Origin of the sequence: Desulforamulus aquiferis, assembly GCF_030577015.1 — a bacterium.
GTDB classification, from domain to species: Bacteria; Bacillota; Desulfotomaculia; order Desulfotomaculales; family Desulfotomaculaceae; genus Desulfotomaculum; species Desulfotomaculum aquiferis.
Genome location: NZ_JARPTC010000011.1, coordinates 53279 through 70899, shown reverse-complemented (window position 1 = coordinate 70899; position 17621 = coordinate 53279). Strand labels below are relative to the sequence as shown.

The window sequence follows — 17621 nt, the reverse complement described above, 5'->3', positions numbered from 1 at the left end:
AAAATCAATAATACATTGTTTTTAACATTCTTCTGTTTTTCACTAAACTTGTATAAATATCACAAAAATGTGTCATTTTTGTTATAAAAATGTTAACTCTCCTTGATACAATTTATTAATAGATTACAGTTTCAAGGAGGCGATTAGTTTGATTATTATCCGTTCAGCAGCTAATAAAGATATTGAAAGACTCCGAAAGAAACTAGCTACAATCTCCATTGACAAACCTTTATCTCATCCAGATGTACTGCAACTGAGCCATAGGCTTGATTCTGAGATTAACAAATTTATGAAGCAATCAAAGATAAATGCAAGCAAATAGTATAATTATCTAAATATTGAGAATTCTAGCCCTAGGCGAGATAAACTCATCATTTGTTCCAATTGGAATACATTCCCGGGTTGATTTGTCACCTGGAAGACGTTAAAATTAAGAGGTCATTCAAGTCATCCAACCTCCAAATGGGAAGTACTAAATTCTTAGTACTTCCCATTTTTATTGACTACTTTGTTAACTTTTTAATATTCTTTAGAACAATAGAAATGGTCCCGTCAGGATTGTTTATAAATTCAATTTTATCCTTGTTTTTTACTTCGTTTACTGGTAGATTTATCACAATTCCCGTGTCAGTAACAATTTTTTGTGTGGTATATAGGCTTTTGGTTGAACCATAATTAACATCAAACTCCATATCTCTGATTCCATTCTTTTTTACTTCACTGATAAAGTTGTCTTTGACTTCCGGTAAATTACCAAAAACCGTTTCTGCCACATCAGAAATATCTATTTTTTTTTCATCCTCTATATTCTCATTCACTATTCTTTTATATTCAGCTTTTCTAGCTAATTCATTCTCCCCATAATATTTAATTATTGTATCTTCCACTGCTTTTTCTAATATTTTAATCTTTTCTTTAGCTGATAGATCCTCTGTGCACTCAAGCAAATCACTTGATAGGTAAAATCTCTTTTCCCCATCAATCTCATATTTTTTCTCAATAATTTTTATTGAGAAATCATCTAAGTTTATAAAGATACACTCTTCCACTTTTTGACCTTCATTTGGTAAGCTTGTTTTTTGTTTTACAATATTATTTACTCTTCCAGTTTCTTCTTGTAAGACATAATGAATAAATGATGGCTTATAATTTAATTTAACTATACCTAAATAATCACTATGAGCTAGTTGGAAAATACAACACACTAAATCAGCAGAAGGAACATTTGAATATTTACTCATTAAATCATAAATCATGGTTGCAATATGCTTAGAGGTTTCCTGGAACTGTGTTGGTTTCGTGGTTAATTCCTCACAGAGCTTTTTTACTCTATTACTTTCATTTACAAATATAGCGTTCTTTAAACCGATATCCTTAAAGGTCTTTATGATATGTTTATTAACAAAATCATAAATTTCATCGTTATCCGGATGGACCTTATCGGAAAGGATCGGCATACCCATTGAATTATCTAATATGTGTACAATTATTTCTTTTATTTGACATTGGCTGTCTGACATATTAATGCTCCTTCTTTATGTTTTTGTCAGTTGGCAATTTAACCAACTGGCTAGAATCACCTGCTTATTCTATTCTAGTTAAATAGAATGAGTCTAGAGCTTATCCATTATTTTTAAAAAATAATTAAACCAAGAAAATAATTGTCTAGCAGTTATTATAGGATTGTAACTTAACAGAATAAGTGAAAGAATTGGTAATACTATCAAAAAGTCTAAACCCTGGGCTTGGGCCCAGGGTTTCAAAAAGGAGAAGGAATTAGATTTTGTGTTTCTTGTCATTTATGATGATATCATTTTTTCCCCTACTCAGCCATAGGTCTATTTACCTATTTCTAGTCAGCCTATTGTCCCTATCTTTATCTATTAATTTAAATACTAGGCCTAGCCTCCACCTAAATTAAACAGTTTATTATTTTATAAAAAGGACTTGATATAGTCTTAGTAGAAAGTAATCAAAAAGTATAATATTTGTGGTATATTTGCTCTATTTAACGTTATACGATGGGGTGTAGCTAATGAATTACGATATTGAACAGATATTTTCCTGGCTTTTTTTTATAAATGCACTAATAGTAATTGTCATCATCATTCTAGAAAGAAAAAGGCCAGAGAAAACCATTGCCTGGATACTAGTATTGGTAATTCTTCCTACACTAGGTTTCATACTTTATATTCTACTAGGGAGAAACTGGAAGAGAAAAAGAAATAAGCTTAATAAGCATTTTGATCTACCTGCCAACTCCCCTGTAGTTAGGGAATTATGTAATGTTAAAAGTGATATAAACAAATTGATCAAATTATTATCAACCAGTGGTAACTCCCCACTCTTTACCAACAACAAAGTGGTCATTTTTAAAGATGGAAACGAAAAGTTCTCTGCCTTGTTAGAAGAATTAAGAAAGGCAAAGCACCATATTCATCTGGAGTATTACATAGTAAACAGCGACCATATAGGTAATAAAATAAAAGAAATCCTGATAAAAAAGGCTTTAGAGGGTGTAAAGGTTCGTTTTATCATGGATCGGGTAGGTGCTATAAGGGTCAAAAGAAAATACATTAGGGATTTACGAAAAGCAGGAGTTGATGTTGTACAATATGCCTATTTCTTGGCTCCTCTTTTTAGGTTTATCAACACCCAGATAAACTATCGAAACCATAGGAAGATTGCCATAATAGATGGTCAGGTTGGTTTTGTTGGGGGCATAAATATTGGAGATGAGTATTTAGGCAGAAGTAATTTTGGCTATTGGCGGGACACTCATTTGATGATCCAGGGTAACTTTGTTTCAGGACTTCAGGCAATTTTTTTAAATGACTTCTGGAAAATCAAGCGAGTTAATGGTGAAGATTTTTTTAATAAAGAGATTTATTCCCAATATTTTTATCAAACTCCCACGAATGGAGAAAAGATTTTGCAGTTGGCCAGCAGTGGGCCAGATTCTGAGTATCCTACCATCATGCAGGCTTTTTTAAAAATGATTGCCCTGGCCAAACGCCAAATCTATATTACCACCCCATATTTTGTTCCACCCGAGAGCATCATGGATATGCTTAAGGCAGCAGCCCTTAGTGGCATTGACGTTCGTATCCTATTTCCTAAAAGATACGATCATCTCGTGGTTCATTACGCCTCCAGAACCTACCTGGGAGAACTTATTAGGTGTGGTGTTAAGGTGTATTTATACGACCCAAATTCATTTATTCATGCTAAGGTGATGACCATCGACGGAAAGCTAGCTACTGTAGGTACAGCTAACATGGATATCAGAAGCTTTGAATTAAACTATGAAATAAATGCGGTAATTTATGACCAGGAGCTAACCCAGGAGCTGGATAAAATGTTTTTCGAGGATTTAGAAAAGAGTACTTTGCTGACTTCAACGGATCTTGAGAATACGCCAAAGCTAACCAAGTCCTTTGAGGCAATATCCCGGGTCTTTTCAAACTTTTTCTAGCAACACTTAAATGAGGAGAGATATGAATGAAAATTGCTGACTTTAAACTTGAAAGGTATTTTGCTAAATACGAATTCAATGCCCCTTACCTTTTATGCTCTTCAGACTGTGAATCTATGACCATAGGTGAGCTTTTAGCAATGGAAGGAGAAGACTCCTTTGAAGCCTTTCAAAAAATGTGGCTAGGTTATACTGAAGCGCCGGGAAATCCTGAGCTGAGACACTACATTTCAAAGCTATATAGAAACATAAGTGATAGTCAGGTCTTGGTCACAGCTGGGGCTGAGGAAGGAATTTTTATTTTTATGAACAGCCTATTAGATAAGGGGGATCATGTAATTGTACAGTATCCCTGCTATCAATCCCTAGTGGAAATAGCTTGTTCCATTGGCTGTGAGATAACAAAATGGGAAATGTCAGAGGAGCAAGGCTGGGATTTAGACATGGATTTTTTGGCCAGCAATATTAAAGCAAACACCAAAGCTATAATTATTAATTCACCCCATAATCCCACTGGCTATTTAATACCTAGGGAAAAATTAAAGCATTTAATGGAATTGGCAAATGCTCAAAACATCCTGGTCTTTTCTGATGAGGTATATAGATATTTAGAGTATTCCCCGGCGGATGGTTTCGAAGCAGCCTGCGACATATATGAAAATGCCATATCCCTTGGAGTTATGTCAAAATCCTACGGTCTGGCAGGCTTACGTATTGGTTGGGTAGCAACTAAAAACAGGGATGTTCTTAAAAAGATGTCTGCCTTTAAGGACTATACTTCAATTTGCAACAGCGCACCCTCTGAGTTTTTATCCATCGTGGCTATAAAACACCATGATAAACTAATCCAGAGAAATCTCGATATTATTAATAATAACCTTAAGGCCTTGGATATTTTCTTTGCTAGTTATAGTGATTACTTCAATTGGCTTAAGCCAAAGGCCGGCCCAATTGCCTTTCCATCATTGAACTGCAACATCAATGCTGAAGAGTTTTGCCATAGTCTGGTACATTCTAAAGGGGTCCTCCTTCTGCCTGGAATTCATTATGATGATAAATGCAGTAAAAATTTTAGAATAGGCTTTGGACGTCAAAACATGACCGAATGCCTTGCTAAACTGGACGAATATATGCAGGAAATTATTGTAAAATAATTATCAAACAAAGACTGTAGATTTGGAAAGAAAGAAGGTAAGAATGTGTCCCTTACTAAATTAACAGACACTGTCTATGTCCTACAAGCACCCACAAATATTGGTTTAATTGCAGCGCCTGACGGACAGGCAGTGGCCATTGATTCAGGTATAGATGATTCTATCGCCCGCAAATTGCTAAAAGAGGCAGATAAAGAAGGTCTTCAAGTAAAGGCTATAATAAATACCCATTCCCATGCTGATCACATAGGTGGAAATCACTTTATTGTAGGTCGAACGGGGGCCGGTGTTTTTACCTCTGCCTTAGAGGCACCCTATGTGGAGCAGCCACTTTATGAACCTTATACCTTGACCGGAGGCGCCTATCCTTGGAAGGAGCTGCAAAATAAATTTTTATTGGCCAGGGCAAGTAAAGTAACGGAAATGCTTCAACCAGGAGAATTCAGCATCCACGGCCTTGATTTAAATATAATCAGTCTCCCGGGTCATAGTCTGGGACAGATTGGTGTTCAAGCTGACGGGGTTTTATTTTGCGGTGATTCCTTTATCAGTTCAAATCTATTACAAAAACACGGCATACCCTATAATGTAAACATTCACGACTACCTAGAGACCCTAGACAAGCTCAGCAAAACCAATTGCAATTGGTATGTCCCTGCCCACGGAACCCCCTCAAGCAATATTACAGAGGATCTGGAGGTTAACCGTGACAAGGTGTTAAGCCTTATTCAAATGGTTGAATCTTTGCTTTCCGATCCCCAGGAAATAGATACCTTGGTTTCAAATATATGTTCTGCCCTGGAGGTCAAGGCGGCTAACACTGGAATCTATTATTTATATCGTACAGCCGTAACAGCCTATTTAAGCTATTTATACCAGTTAGGTCGAGCTAAGACTGAAATGGATAATAACCGTCTATTTTGGCTGACAAATAAAACCGGATAATATTAACAGTAATTTAACCCCCTCCCCAAGCCATATTTTATATTTGGGAGGGGTTTTATGAGACGTTTATACTTCATTCTTCTGGCCCTGGGAGAGGCTGTATGTTTATTGGCCGGCATTACCTTTTTCCTTGGGTTAATATGTTTTTCTGGAGTCAAGCTTCTTAGTATGTTAGGCTATTACCAAAGCATTTATCCTTATTTGCCTTATCTAGCGGGAACAGTCATGTTGCTGGTAAGCCTGCTTTGTTCTGTTTTGTTGTTATTAAGCTGGATTAACGGTAGCACCATAGGTGATTATCTGGACAGCAGGTTATTTAAGGGCAGTGAAGGTGGGGATACCACTTCTGTTAGAGCAAGATAACCACATACAACCCTTTTCTTTTTGGCCTGTCCATGTTAACATAGGCTAAAATATTTTTATGAGGTGGTCTAATGTTATGGGAGAGGCTATCACGTTCATTGAGAATAACAGGTATTTTATTTATTATAATTAGTTTCTTTGCGGAGCCCCATGTGGTATTTGGCATGCTCGGGGTGGTCTTTTTTATAGTTGGTGCCCTTAAGTTAAAAAAGAAGTAAACCAAGGAGGACTAATATGGGTGGAGGACCGAACCTTAATTTCCGAAGAACTGATGCACCACCGGATTGCTATGAGCAAATTAAATTCGGTGCCCGTGGTAGTGTTTGCTTGAGACTTGGCTGTACTCCCGCCTGTGTGGCATGTCATTATTCCCGGCCTAAAAACACACCTGCCTGCTTTAAAAGTATGCCAGGTTTTCCTGAGGATTGTGTATCATCCCATTTCTTACCCGAATGTAAACGCTTTTGCCGCTATGCCCAATCTAGCTAGTTAGTTAACGCCTTCTGGTTTTCACTAGAAGGCGTTAATTATATGATTGATTATTTTACTGTCTCCTTCAAAGGTCACAGCCAAAACATCTATACGGCAGGGTCCTTCTGAATCTCTTGGATGAGCTTGTAGGTATTGATTGGCCAGCAGTCTAAGCTTATGCTGCTTCCTAGATACCACACTTTCTTCTGGGGAACCGTAACCTTTGCCTGAACGGGATCGAACCTCCACAAACACCAAAAACCCCCTGGGGTCTCTGGCTATGATATCTATTTCCCCTATTCTGCAGCGATAATTCCTCTGTACTAATTTCCAGCCCAATTCCTGAAGATACCTTACTGCCTCTTCCTCAGCTATACTCCCTATTTTCTTCCTTCGCCCTAACATAATCTACAACCCTCTTCATGAATTCCTTTCCTAGCCATTCTTGATAACAGCTCTGATTCCTGCTTGTTTTTCATGTTGCTTGTAACAATTATTAGCTTTTACCCATATTGTGTTGATATATATAAAATACACAATTAAAGGGGGACTCGAATTATGGGTTACGGATTCGGAGGCGGATTTGGTGGTAATCAATCTACATTTGTTATTTTTCTAATCCTTATCCTTCTAGTTTTCAGTAGCGGCCCTTCCTATTACGGAGCCGACAAGTAAAAATATAAAGCTCCCGCCGTAATTGGCGGGAGCTTTATATTTCAGAAAATATTATGGAAAAAAGGATTGGGCCGCAATATTGGCAACCTCTGCCAAAGGGCCAGGATATATTCCTAAGAACAAGGTGGCAACCAGGGCTATTAACAGGGTAATATTAACTGAGCTGCCCATTTCCAAGGGAGTATGATCCGCTGGTTCATCCCTAAACATGACCAGGACTACCCTTAGATAGTAATATACAGACACCATACTCATAATTAACCCTAGATATACCAGCCACATATAGCCTTCAACTACGGTTTTAAAGAGATAAAACTTACCAACAAAACCTGCCAATGGTGGTATACCTGCCATTGAAAGTAAACAGACCAGCATCACGGTAGCCGCTAAAGGCGCCCTCTGGACTAATCCGGCGTAATCAGCTATCTCATCACTTTGAATCTTATTGTAAACGGCAGCCACAACTGTAAAGGCCCCTACAGTTGCAAACACATACAGGAAAGCATAGAACATGACACCCTTGATACCCGCCTCAGTTGCCGTTACCAAACCCACCAGGATGTAACCGGCCTGGGCGATACTGGAATAGGCCAGGAGCCTTTTGATGTTTGTTTGTGGAATTGCCACCAGATTGCCAACGACCATACTTACAGCAGCCAGGACGGCAATCAACATGGCCCACTGCTCATGTATTCCCGGCAATCCACCTACAAATAGCCTTACCAGCACAGCAAAGGATGCTGCCTTAGACCCCACCGCCAGGAATGAGGTTACAGGGGTGGGTGCCCCTTCATAAACATCCGGCGACCACATATGGAACGGCACAGCTGACACCTTGAATCCAAGGCCGGCCACCAGCATTACTAAGCCCACCGTCAGCAAAGGACTCCCTTCCGATACTCTCTGGGCAACCTCAGAGATAATGATCGTTCCGGTTGCACCATAGACCAAGCTAAGCCCGTAAAGTATGACCGCCGAAGACATCCCGGCCAGCAGTATATACTTCATGCCAGCTTCCAGTGACTTGCCATCAAAGGTTCTAAAGGCCACCAGCACAACAAAGGAAATAGTCATCAATTCCAAGCCCAGATATAGGGTGATAAAGTCTCCGGCAGAAGCCATCACAATCATGCCCAGGGTAGCAAATATCACCGTAGAATAGTATTCAAAATGGTTGCCCACCTGGTCATTCACATAGCGCAATGAGCCAAATATTACTAGGATTGCCGCCACCAGAAACAGTATTTTGAAAAAGATAGAGTACTGATCCACCAGATACATGCCACCAAGCATCTCGCCCTGATTGGACCAGGAGGCAATGGCAATACCCAATACTATAATAAGTCCAAGGAGAGCGAAATTTCCTAACCCTTTACGGGAATTTGACGGAAGCACCAAACCCAGGACGAAGGTTGTTAGACCAAGTATTACTGTGGCAAGTTCCGTGGTGATTAAAGAAAAATCAAAGTTCATTTATCTCCCCCCTATCTGCAGGGCTTCATTGATATGCGCCAAGATTGGAGCAATTCCACTGTCTACCATATCGAATAGTAACGAGGGAAGTACCCCGCCTATTACCAGTACTCCGCCTAAAACCACCAGAGGTACAAGTTCCGGCCCACGAAGGTCTTTAATGTGGCTGAATTCTGGTTTAGCCGGACCAAATAGGGTATTGGCACCAGCCCTGAGTACATAAAGTGCCGTGACTATGATACCGGCAATGGCTATTACTGCTAGCCAGCCAAAGACCCTAAAGGAATCAAGGAAAATGGTAAATTCTGGCACGAAGCTAATTAAACCAGGTAGACCCAGTGAAGCCATGCCTGCCATCATAAAACCTACAGATAATTTTGGTGCCTGATGTGATAGCCCTCCCATATCAGGTATCCATCGGGTATGGGTCCTCTCATAGATGAAACCTATCATGGAGAAGAATAGGGCCGCCATAACCCCGTGGGCGAACATATTAGCCACAGCTCCATTAACACCGATGACACCCAGGGATGCAACACCTAATAAAACATAGCCCATATGTGATACCGATGAGTATCCCACAACATATTTGAGATCCTTTTGGGCCAAGGCACCCATAGCCGCATAGGCTACACCCGCCACCCCAAGTACTGCAATATATGGAGCCCAGAACTTAGCACCAAGGGGTAAGACAAAGATTGCCAGTCTAATCAAACCGTAACCGCCAATTTTTTTCAGCACACCGGCGTGAATCATGGAGACAGCCGTTGGAGCCCCGGCGTAGCCGTCCGGTGACCAGGAGTGCAGGGGCCACATGGAAAGCAAAGAGCCAAAACCGATTAGCATCAAGCCAAACATATATATTTGAAACTCTTCGGGAAAGGCCACCTGGGCCAACCCCTCAAAGCTCATATCCGGGACCCCTGTAATGGCCACCGACCTTACAAAGAGGGCAATAACCCCCACCAGCAGGAAAGCTGACCCGATTAACAGATAGATAGTAAGTTTCATACCGGCATATTCTTTAGTAACCCGCTTGGAGCTACCCCAGATAATAACCATAATATAGATGGGTATTACAACTACTTCGTAGAATAACAAGAAGATAAACAAATCCTGGGCAATAAAAGTTCCCATAACTCCAGCTATAAGCAGGAGCAGGAGAATCATTAGTTCTTTGCCCCTATGGCTAACGTTCCAGGAGGCAAATACAGCCGTAAAGCCTATTAGGTTTGTTAGCAGCAGCATAGGTAGGCTCAAGCCGTCCACCGCCATGTAATAGGTCACACCCAGATCCGGAATCCAGGGAACAGGACCACCGAAGTCCACCCACTGTAGTCCACCCACCGACTGATCGTACCCAAAATAAACATAAAAGCTTAGGGCCAGGGCGATACCGGTCCCAATGGCAGCTATCCATTTGCAAAGCTTCTCTTCCTCTTTAGGAATAAAGACGATAATCAGGGCTGCTAGGATGGGTGCCAGCAGTGTAACTGTTAAGATGGGAAAGTTCATTATTTAACACCTCCCAGTATGCCCGCTGTACTAGGTGAGCCAAAGGCTAAAACTACAGTAATCACTAGAATTGCCAGGAAGAAAACCAGGGCGTAGGTCTGAAGCCTACCAGTCTGAAAATACCTCATTCCTTCTCCGGAGATTCTAGCAAAGGCAGCAGTACCATCAACAATTCGATCCACTACGTTGATATCAAACCAATAGGTTACCCTGGCACTTGCATCCACCACTGTCCGGGTAAACCATTGATAGGCCTCATCAATGTAATATTTATTATAAGAAAGGTTATATAGAACTCTGTACCTTTCGGACAGTTCCTTGGCCCTTTGCTTTTCCTCATCCTTATAGTAAAGATGATAGGCCAGGCTTATGCCAGCCAGGGCAAGTACCACCGAAAGAACCATCAGCCAATAAACTGGATCACCATGATGGGCAGGTCCGAAATGAATCCATTCGCCCCATATATTGGCCCAGGGAGTGCCTAGCAATCCACCCACAGTTGCCAATACTGCCAGTACAACCAGGGGCATTGTCATATTCCAGGGGTTTTCGTGGGGATGATTTTCTTCCTTTTCCTTACCGAAGAAGGCCAAGAATATCAAACGCCACATATAAAAGGCGGTTAAAAAGGCTGTAATGGTAGCCATTAGGAACAGCACATAACCAAGACTATGTCCGTGGGTAGCATACTGCCAGGTAACCAATAGGATTTCATCCTTGGACCAAAATCCCGCAAAGGGTGGTATACCGGCAATGGCCAAGCCACCAATTACAAAGGTCCATCCGGTAATGGGCATCTTTTTAATTAAGCCGCCCATCTCCCAAACATCGGATTTATGATGCAGGGCATGGATTACCGAGCCTGCAGCAAGGAACATCAGAGCCTTAAAGAAGGCGTGGGTCCAAAGGTGGAACATACTGGCCGCCAGGCTTCCCACCCCTAAGGCAAGCATCATGTAGCCCAGCTGGGATACTGTGGAATAGGCAAGTATACGTTTAATCTCCCTTTGGGTTATGGCAATGGTAGCTGCAAAAAGGGCAGTAAATGCACCAATAAAGGCAACTACCTCCATGGCTCCCGGAACCTCAGTAAAGAGGAACAAGGTCCGTCCCACAAGATAAACACCTGCCACAACCATGGTAGCAGCGTGGATTAAAGCTGATACAGGTGTAGGACCTTCCATGGCATCTGGCAGCCAGACATGCAAAGGAAATTGGCCTGACTTGCCTATTGGTCCAATAAATACCAGCAGACCAATAATTGTTAATAGTGCCAGTGAAACACCAAATTGTTCAAACATAGGTACTCTAACGGCCAATTCTACTAAATCTAAAGTGCCAAATTTTATTTGTAGGAACAGCAGACCCAGTAATAACCCAAAGTCACCGACCCTGGTGGTCATAAAGGCCTTTTTTGCTGCTTCTCTAGCTGATATTTTAAAGGTATAAAAACCAATCAGCAGGAAGGAGCACAATCCCACTAACTCCCACATTATAAACATTTGCAATAGATTACTGGATATCACTAATCCAAGCATAGCAGCGGCAAATAGGGATAAGTATGCAAAAAATGTGGAGTATTGTGGGTCCCCATCCATATAGCCGGTGGAGTAAATCTGGATCAAAGTTGCCACCATAGTTACCATGAATAGCATCATGGTTGAAGTAGGATCAATCATTACACCAACATTTACATTAAATCCTTCCATGCCAAACCATCTCAGGGAGTAAACCAAAGGCTTCTCAATATACTCTGGATTGGTAAACACCCCATAAGCTATGGATGATGCCAGCAAAAAGGAGCTAAATATTGCCGCTATGGATACCACTGAACTCAATTTTGCCCAGGGTCTAGTTAAAAAGACAATAATTATAAAGGACAAGGCTGGCAGGAGTGGTACCAACCAGGCATGACCCAATGCAAACTCAACCATTAATTCAACACCTACCTTCCACCCTTAGTCCTACCATTTCAACCAATCAATTTCATCCAGGGTTGTTGTTTCTCTTCTTCGGTAAAGGGCTATGACAATTGCCAGACCTAAGCCAACCTCGGCAGCTGCAACTGTAATTACAAAAATGGCAAATATCTGCCCGATGAAAGCATCGGGGGTTAAGTACTTATTAAAGGCCACTAAATTAATATTTACAGCACTAAGCATCAACTCTATTGAAATTAGCACCGCAATGGCATTCCTTTTAGAGAGGGCACCATATAGCCCAATGGCAAAAAGGGCCCCGCTTAGACCAATGAAATAAGATGGGTTAAGACCTGTCCCCATTCGCCCTCACCTCCTTCACCAAGACCAAGGCACCAGTTAGGGCCACCGTAAGAAGAACCGCCGCCACTTCAAAGGGAATTACAAAATCCGTTAACAAAATTGGAGCAAGGGCCTGGACTGTATTACTTGGAACCTCCGTCCCTGCCATTAGCCACTTAGCCTTGGCTGCAAATACTCCAATCAGGATAAACAACGCACCCACAATGGGAGCAGCAATCTTAAACCTGCCGTTTACAGGATTAGACTCTTCCATGTTAGTCCTTTGAATCAGCATCACACCAAAGGCCACCATGATACATACTGCCCCGGCATAGACCAGCACTTGAACCGCAGCCACAAAGTCAGCATTTAACAGCAAAAACACTCCGGCAATACCTATGAAGGTTACTATTAGCCATAGGACACTGTGAACCAGGTTATTTAGGGTTACCACCAACAGAGCTGATCCCAGTACTATTGCACTAAGTAAAATGAACGCCATTAGACTGTACAAATTTTCCATTCTAGGATCCCTCCTCGCCCTCTTTTTTGGCCTCTTCCGCCTGTTTCCTTGCTGCTTCAGCCGCCTTCTCCTCAGCTGCTTTCTTTATTTCTATCTTTTTCTTCTCCACTTGCTCGGGCTTGACAAATTTAATCTCAATATCCGGTCTATTATATTGGGTCAGCTCAAAGTCCTTAGAAAACTTGATTGCATCCTTAGGACAGGACTCTTCACAAAGCCCGCAAAATAGACAGTATTGCTGGTCAAAGTTATATTCTGTTACAACCTTTTTCTTATCAACCGTCTCGGTGCCCAGCTTGATTACCTTATTGGGGCAAGCCAGGACACATTGGTTACAGGCAATGCACTTATCATAATCAAATTCAGGCCGGCCATAAAATCGGTCAGGAATGGGACACCGCTGCTCCGGGTACTGTACCGTAACCTTGGGTTTAAAAAACCAGCCAAGGGTTATTCTTAAACCTTTTAGTAAACCTTCACCAAACATTCATATCACCACCCCATCGACTGATACAGGAATTTGCCTACTCCAGTCACAAAAATATTGATGATGGATAAGGGAACCAGAACCTTCCAGCCAAACTCCATCAATTGATCCACCCTAATACGTGGGTAAGTCCAGCGGAACCACATGAAGATAAAGATCATCAGATATACCTTAGCTAAGAACCAAATCCAGGATGGTATAAAGGTTAGACCAAAGGGAGCCAGCCAACCCCCTAGAAATAGTGTTGTAGCCATTACTGAAACCAGTACCACATTGGCGTACTCTGCCAGGAAGAACATCGCAAATCCCATACCGCTATACTCAGTAAATGGACCGGCAATAATTTCTGATTCACCTTCAACCAAGTCAAAGGGAGTCCTGTTGGTTTCTGCCACGGCAGCTATCATATAAATTAAAAACGCCAGGGGCTGCAGGAAAATAAACCATACATTTTCCTGGGAATTAATAATCTCACTCATATTGAGGGTTCCTGTTAAAATAATTACACCCACAATGGACAATATTAACGGCATTTCATAGCTGACCATCTGGGCAACCACCCTCATACCACCCAGCAGGGAATATTTATTATTTGATGACCAGCCCGCCATCCAGATTATCACCGTAGATAAGGAAGCCAGAGCCAGAAAATAATAAACCCCTATGTTCATATCAATTGCCACCATGCCCTGACCAAAGGGTGCCACGGCAAAGACTGCCAATGGTGGCATAAATATTAAAACTGGTGCCAGTATGAATAATTTCTTATCGGCATTTTTGGGAATAATGAATTCTTTACTAATCAATTTACCGATGTCTGCCGTAGTTTGTAGTAAACCCAGGGGTCCGACCCGGTTGGGACCGATACGGCACTGCATGTATGCACTTACCTTTCGTTCCATATAAACCAACCATAGGGCACTTACCAGGATGTATACTATAACAGCTCCCAATTTCAAAAACATCATTAGGAAATCAGTAGCTATAACGGTCAGGCCAGCGGATTCCAGCAGACTTCTTATGCCTCCTGCAATATTTACAAAGAGATTCTCCACCTTGCCTCACTCCCCAAATTGGATTAACAATCAACTTCTCCAAGTACAATATCAATGCTGCCGAGAATTGCCACCACATCAGCAATTTTCCAGCCCCTGACCATTTCATCCAGGTAGCCCAGATTAATGAATGAAGGTCTGCGGAAATGAACCCGGTAGGGCTTTGTACTGCCGTCACTCACCACATAAGTACCCATAATACCCTTGGAACTTTCAATTTCGGCATAAACCTCACCGGCAGGTGGTTTGATTACCTTAGAAACCTTACCCTTAATGGGGCCTTCAGGTAGATTATCCAAAGCTTGCCGGATAATCTTAGCAGATTGCTCCATTTCTAGAATCCGTACATAGTATCGGTCGAAGCAATCTCCTTTGGTACCCAGGGGAACTTCGAAGTCAAACCTATCATAGACACTATAGGGCCTAGCCTTGCGCAGGTCATAATTTACACCGGATGCCCTTAGGACTGGTCCGGAAAGGCTCATATCAATAGCCTTTTCAGCAGAAAGTATGGCAACACCCTTGGTCCTGTGCTGGAAGATTTCGTTTCCTGTGATAAGTCCATTGTATTCCTCAATGGCAGCAGGCAGGTAATCAATAAATTTACTGCACCTCTCCACAAAGCCCTCGGGCAAATCTCCCGCCACTCCTCCTATCCTCATATAGCTGGGTGTGAGCCGTGCCCCGGAGACCATTTCAAATAAATCCATGATTTCTTCCCGGTCCCTAAAGGTATAGATAAAGCCCGTAAGTCCTCCAACATCTGCAGCGTAAGCACCGGTAGCAACCAGGTGGCTGGCAATTCTGGATAATTCCCCAACAATAACCCTGATATATTCAGCCCTTTCGGGCACTTCAATTTCCATTAATTTTTCCACAGCACAGACATATCCCCAGTTCATCAGCATGCCTGCCAAATAATCCAGCCTGTCGGTATAGGGGATTACCTGGGTATATGTTCTTGACTCGGCCAGTTTCTCAATACCTCTGTGCAAATAACCTGGTACAGGAACAGCTTTAACAACCGTTTCACCATCCAGTGATAAAACAATTCTAAAAACCCCGTGTGTGCTAGGGTGCTGAGGTCCTAAGTTTAATAGGAACTCCTGGGTTTTTATGGACATTTCCATCACCTCTCTTTTTGCAAGGATTTAGTCCCTGCCACCTTCCCACTGGTAGTCCCTCCGTAGGGGATGCCCCTCCCAATCATCGGCCAAGAGAATTCTCCTTAAATCCGGATGGTCGGTAAAGGTAATGCCAAGCAGGTCATATACTTCACGCTCCTGCCAAATTGCTCCGCCCCAGATGGGAACCATAGATGGGACAACCGGATTGTTTCTATCAACCTTTACTTTTACATGAACCATATCTGACTGCCCAATTATGCTTAGGTTATAGATCACCTCAAAGTACTCAAGATAGTCAGTTGCCGTTAGGTTGGTAAGAAAGTTTAATCCGTATTTATCCTTTAATTGACCCATTAATTCCCTTAGATTATTTTCAGGCAAAATAATCTGCCCAGCCTCAGACAGCTCCACCAATGGATAGTTTAATTTAAGCTCTTCTACAATTTCATTAATGGGTTTTCCGGTCATTGACCCTTCACCACCTCAGGATTAATTATCTTCTCCTTAAGCTTCATAAAAGCATGTATTACCGCATCAGGCCTCGGTGGGCAACCTGGCAGGTAAACATCCACCGGAATTAACTTATCTACCCCCGGCACCACATTGTATGAATCAACAAAGGGACCGCCAGATATGGCGCAACTGCCCATTGCAATTACATATTTTGGTTCAGCCATCTGCTCATACAGACGTACCACAAAGGGAGCAGCCTTTTTAGTCACAGTTCCACAAACAAGCATAACGTCAGCCTGCCTGGGAGATGCCCTCATAACTTCATAGCCAAAGCGGGAAAGATCAAATCTGGCCATATTAGCGGCCATAAGTCCTTCAATAGCACAACAAGCTAAACCAAATCCCATGGGCCATAAGGAATTGGCCCGGGCCAGGTTTAGCATCTTCTCTAGGGGACCAACAGAAATTGTTCTGGTTACTTCACCTATCACCGCAGGCTCCGCACCTAATTTCTTTAATCTTTTGATAGTCTCCTTTTGCATTTCATCATTGTTTGCCAGCTTGTCAGGATTATTGCCCTCAATTATCTCCATTCTAAAGCACCTTCCTTCCAGGCATACCAGAGGCCCAGGACTAGGATAAAGATAAATATAAACATTTTAATAAGGCCGGCCAAACCAAGCTCTTCAAAACTCACAGCCCATGGATATAGATAAATTACTTCAACATCAAATATTACGAACAATAGGGCATAGGTAAAATATTGAGTTTTAAACTGAACCCAGGTAGGTCCTTCGGTTGGTAAACCGCACTCATAGGTTTCCAACTTGTACCTGTTTTGACTTCTTGGGTGAATCAAGAAGCTGGCCAAGATACCCCCCGCGCCAAAGGCAAAGCCCACCACAATAAATAGAGCTACCCCAATCCATTCAGACATCCAAACATCTCCCCTCCATTTTCTAAATTAGAATTTATCAAAATGAGTAAAATATACCTAATCTACCAAGAACGGAAAATTATTGTTTTGCCTTTGATTATATTCCTATGTAATTACAAATTTATAACTTCAAAGTTACGTTGCAATTACTTTGCCATCTAGATAAACTAATATCTCGGCCCATTTAATAAGTTTAAACTGGTCTTTTTGTCACAATCTCAGCAATTTAAAATGTTTTATTTTAATACATTTTTCTTATTCATTCATTATCTTTGTTCATTTAAAGAACATACTGTTCTATTTTAAAAATAACTGAAAATGCATAAAATTCAGGTAATGTGGTATTTAGTAAATTAAGTATGTTCACTATTTATTTTATTGTTTTTTATGTTATTACTTTTATTAGCCAAAATTTGTGCTTTAGATCATAGCTGGTGTGTGATATTTGTCACTATCCTTTAATTTGCCAGGGATTTTTTACAAATACCTGAGCCCCAATTTATTCGATCATGCTAATTAAAGATCTCTAAGAGATAATATCTCCAGAGAAGATAAATATTAACAGCCTTTAACAAATACTGCAGTTCATTCATTGCCGCATATTTTACCCCAGAGCTTTACTTGAGGCAATATTTTGTAAATTTAGAATTTTAAAATTTTTAACGAAGGCTATGTTATCAAGAGCTAGTGCTTATTTTAGTTTCTTT

Annotated in this window: 20 protein-coding genes; 7 read left to right on the top strand and 13 right to left on the bottom strand. The window is 41.3% G+C overall.

Features of this window, described 5'->3' with window-relative positions; translation table 11 throughout:
* Nucleotides 1-148 precede the first annotated feature (148 nt).
* Nucleotides 149-322, top strand: coding sequence for an aspartyl-phosphate phosphatase Spo0E family protein (locus tag P6N53_RS08255; RefSeq protein WP_304542365.1), 174 nt, complete (start codon nt 149-151; stop codon nt 320-322).
* A 181-nt stretch (nt 323-503) separates the two neighbouring features.
* On the opposite strand, the gene P6N53_RS08250 is transcribed toward P6N53_RS08255, so the two are convergent.
* Nucleotides 504-1520 (bottom strand): nucleoid-associated protein, encoded by a 1017-nt coding sequence (locus P6N53_RS08250; RefSeq protein WP_304542364.1) that lies wholly within the window; start codon nt 1518-1520, stop codon nt 504-506.
* 515 nt (nt 1521-2035) lie between these two features.
* Here P6N53_RS08250 and cls point away from each other — a divergent pair.
* The 6 genes from cls to P6N53_RS08220 all read left to right on the top strand — a co-directional run bounded on the left by cls (nt 2036) and on the right by P6N53_RS08220 (nt 6426).
* Entirely contained in the window at nt 2036-3475 is a 1440-nt protein-coding gene (cls, locus tag P6N53_RS08245; protein ID WP_304542363.1) for a cardiolipin synthase, read from the top strand.
* A 26-nt stretch (nt 3476-3501) separates the two neighbouring features.
* Nucleotides 3502-4629, top strand: a complete 1128-nt coding sequence (locus P6N53_RS08240) for an aminotransferase class I/II-fold pyridoxal phosphate-dependent enzyme (RefSeq protein WP_304542362.1) — start codon at nt 3502-3504, stop codon at nt 4627-4629.
* 45 nt (nt 4630-4674) lie between these two features.
* On the top strand, nt 4675-5574 hold the full coding sequence (locus P6N53_RS08235; protein WP_304542361.1) for an MBL fold metallo-hydrolase: 900 nt from the start codon (nt 4675-4677) through the stop codon (nt 5572-5574).
* Between the two features lie 57 nt (nt 5575-5631).
* A complete protein-coding gene (locus P6N53_RS08230) occupies nt 5632-5937 on the top strand; it encodes a hypothetical protein (RefSeq protein ID WP_304542360.1) in 306 nt (101 codons plus the stop codon).
* 71 nt (nt 5938-6008) lie between these two features.
* Complete coding sequence (locus P6N53_RS08225) at nt 6009-6155, top strand: hypothetical protein (protein ID WP_304542359.1); 147 nt, start codon at nt 6009-6011, stop codon at nt 6153-6155.
* Between the two features lie 16 nt (nt 6156-6171).
* Complete coding sequence (locus P6N53_RS08220) at nt 6172-6426, top strand: hypothetical protein (RefSeq protein WP_304542358.1); 255 nt, start codon at nt 6172-6174, stop codon at nt 6424-6426.
* Between the two features lie 24 nt (nt 6427-6450).
* On the opposite strand, the gene P6N53_RS08215 is transcribed toward P6N53_RS08220, so the two are convergent.
* From P6N53_RS08215 to P6N53_RS08160, 12 genes are all read right to left on the bottom strand, one after another.
* Nucleotides 6451-6813: a YraN family protein gene (locus P6N53_RS08215; protein WP_304542357.1), complete on the bottom strand. Its 363-nt coding sequence runs from the start codon at nt 6811-6813 to the stop codon at nt 6451-6453.
* A gap of 321 nt (nt 6814-7134) precedes the next feature.
* Nucleotides 7135-8556: an NADH-quinone oxidoreductase subunit N gene (locus P6N53_RS08210; RefSeq protein ID WP_304542356.1), complete on the bottom strand. Its 1422-nt coding sequence runs from the start codon at nt 8554-8556 to the stop codon at nt 7135-7137.
* The gene (locus tag P6N53_RS08205; RefSeq protein WP_304542355.1) at nt 8557-10071 is read right to left on the bottom strand and encodes a complex I subunit 4 family protein; all 1515 of its coding nucleotides are present in this window, start codon (nt 10069-10071) and stop codon (nt 8557-8559) included.
* On the bottom strand, nt 10071-12005 hold the full coding sequence (gene nuoL, locus P6N53_RS08200) for an NADH-quinone oxidoreductase subunit L (protein WP_304542354.1): 1935 nt from the start codon (nt 12003-12005) through the stop codon (nt 10071-10073). The genes P6N53_RS08205 and nuoL overlap by 1 nt, the downstream gene beginning before the upstream one ends.
* Before the next feature lie 30 nt (nt 12006-12035).
* Entirely contained in the window at nt 12036-12353 is a 318-nt protein-coding gene (gene nuoK / locus P6N53_RS08195; protein WP_304542353.1) for an NADH-quinone oxidoreductase subunit NuoK, read from the bottom strand.
* On the bottom strand, nt 12337-12855 hold the full coding sequence (locus P6N53_RS08190) for an NADH-quinone oxidoreductase subunit J family protein (protein ID WP_304542352.1): 519 nt from the start codon (nt 12853-12855) through the stop codon (nt 12337-12339). The genes nuoK and P6N53_RS08190 overlap by 17 nt, the downstream gene beginning before the upstream one ends.
* A 1-nt stretch (nt 12856) precedes the next feature.
* Nucleotides 12857-13342: a NuoI/complex I 23 kDa subunit family protein gene (locus tag P6N53_RS08185; RefSeq protein ID WP_304542351.1), complete on the bottom strand. Its 486-nt coding sequence runs from the start codon at nt 13340-13342 to the stop codon at nt 12857-12859.
* A gap of 5 nt (nt 13343-13347) precedes the next feature.
* Nucleotides 13348-14397 carry an NADH-quinone oxidoreductase subunit NuoH gene (gene nuoH / locus P6N53_RS08180; protein WP_304542350.1) on the bottom strand — a complete coding sequence of 350 codons (1050 nt, stop codon included), beginning with the start codon at nt 14395-14397 and terminating at the stop codon, nt 13348-13350.
* Nucleotides 14398-14420: 23 nt separating this feature from the next.
* On the bottom strand, nt 14421-15521 hold the full coding sequence (locus P6N53_RS08175; RefSeq protein ID WP_304542349.1) for an NADH-quinone oxidoreductase subunit D: 1101 nt from the start codon (nt 15519-15521) through the stop codon (nt 14421-14423).
* Between the two features lie 27 nt (nt 15522-15548).
* Nucleotides 15549-15992, bottom strand: a complete 444-nt coding sequence (locus tag P6N53_RS08170) for an NADH-quinone oxidoreductase subunit C (protein WP_304542348.1) — start codon at nt 15990-15992, stop codon at nt 15549-15551.
* Nucleotides 15989-16570 carry an NADH-quinone oxidoreductase subunit B gene (locus P6N53_RS08165; RefSeq protein WP_304542347.1) on the bottom strand — a complete coding sequence of 194 codons (582 nt, stop codon included), beginning with the start codon at nt 16568-16570 and terminating at the stop codon, nt 15989-15991. The genes P6N53_RS08170 and P6N53_RS08165 overlap by 4 nt, the downstream gene beginning before the upstream one ends.
* Nucleotides 16561-16914: an NADH-quinone oxidoreductase subunit A gene (locus P6N53_RS08160; RefSeq protein WP_304542346.1), complete on the bottom strand. Its 354-nt coding sequence runs from the start codon at nt 16912-16914 to the stop codon at nt 16561-16563. Before P6N53_RS08160 ends, P6N53_RS08165 begins: the two co-directional genes overlap by 10 nt.
* Nucleotides 16915-17621: the final 707 nt, after the last annotated feature.

Coding starts and splice junctions, on each gene's coding strand:
- P6N53_RS08205 (WP_304542355.1), bottom strand. CDS start 10,071: ATGAACTTTCCCATCTTAACAGTTACACTGCTGGCACCCATCCTAGCA.
- P6N53_RS08210 (WP_304542356.1), bottom strand. CDS start 8,556: ATGAACTTTGATTTTTCTTTAATCACCACGGAACTTGCCACAGTAATA.
- P6N53_RS08185 (WP_304542351.1), bottom strand. CDS start 13,342: ATGTTTGGTGAAGGTTTACTAAAAGGTTTAAGAATAACCCTTGGCTGG.
- nuoK (WP_304542353.1), bottom strand. CDS start 12,353: ATGGGGACAGGTCTTAACCCATCTTATTTCATTGGTCTAAGCGGGGCC.
- nuoL (WP_304542354.1), bottom strand. CDS start 12,005: ATGGTTGAGTTTGCATTGGGTCATGCCTGGTTGGTACCACTCCTGCCA.
- P6N53_RS08170 (WP_304542348.1), bottom strand. CDS start 15,992: ATGACCGGAAAACCCATTAATGAAATTGTAGAAGAGCTTAAATTAAAC.
- P6N53_RS08230 (WP_304542360.1), top strand. CDS start 5,632: ATGAGACGTTTATACTTCATTCTTCTGGCCCTGGGAGAGGCTGTATGT.
- P6N53_RS08225 (WP_304542359.1), top strand. CDS start 6,009: ATGTTATGGGAGAGGCTATCACGTTCATTGAGAATAACAGGTATTTTA.
- P6N53_RS08160 (WP_304542346.1), bottom strand. CDS start 16,914: ATGTCTGAATGGATTGGGGTAGCTCTATTTATTGTGGTGGGCTTTGCC.
- P6N53_RS08165 (WP_304542347.1), bottom strand. CDS start 16,570: ATGGAGATAATTGAGGGCAATAATCCTGACAAGCTGGCAAACAATGAT.
- P6N53_RS08190 (WP_304542352.1), bottom strand. CDS start 12,855: ATGGAAAATTTGTACAGTCTAATGGCGTTCATTTTACTTAGTGCAATA.
- cls (WP_304542363.1), top strand. CDS start 2,036: ATGAATTACGATATTGAACAGATATTTTCCTGGCTTTTTTTTATAAAT.
- P6N53_RS08175 (WP_304542349.1), bottom strand. CDS start 15,521: ATGTCCATAAAAACCCAGGAGTTCCTATTAAACTTAGGACCTCAGCAC.
- P6N53_RS08240 (WP_304542362.1), top strand. CDS start 3,502: ATGAAAATTGCTGACTTTAAACTTGAAAGGTATTTTGCTAAATACGAA.
- P6N53_RS08250 (WP_304542364.1), bottom strand. CDS start 1,520: ATGTCAGACAGCCAATGTCAAATAAAAGAAATAATTGTACACATATTA.
- P6N53_RS08215 (WP_304542357.1), bottom strand. CDS start 6,813: ATGTTAGGGCGAAGGAAGAAAATAGGGAGTATAGCTGAGGAAGAGGCA.
- P6N53_RS08220 (WP_304542358.1), top strand. CDS start 6,172: ATGGGTGGAGGACCGAACCTTAATTTCCGAAGAACTGATGCACCACCG.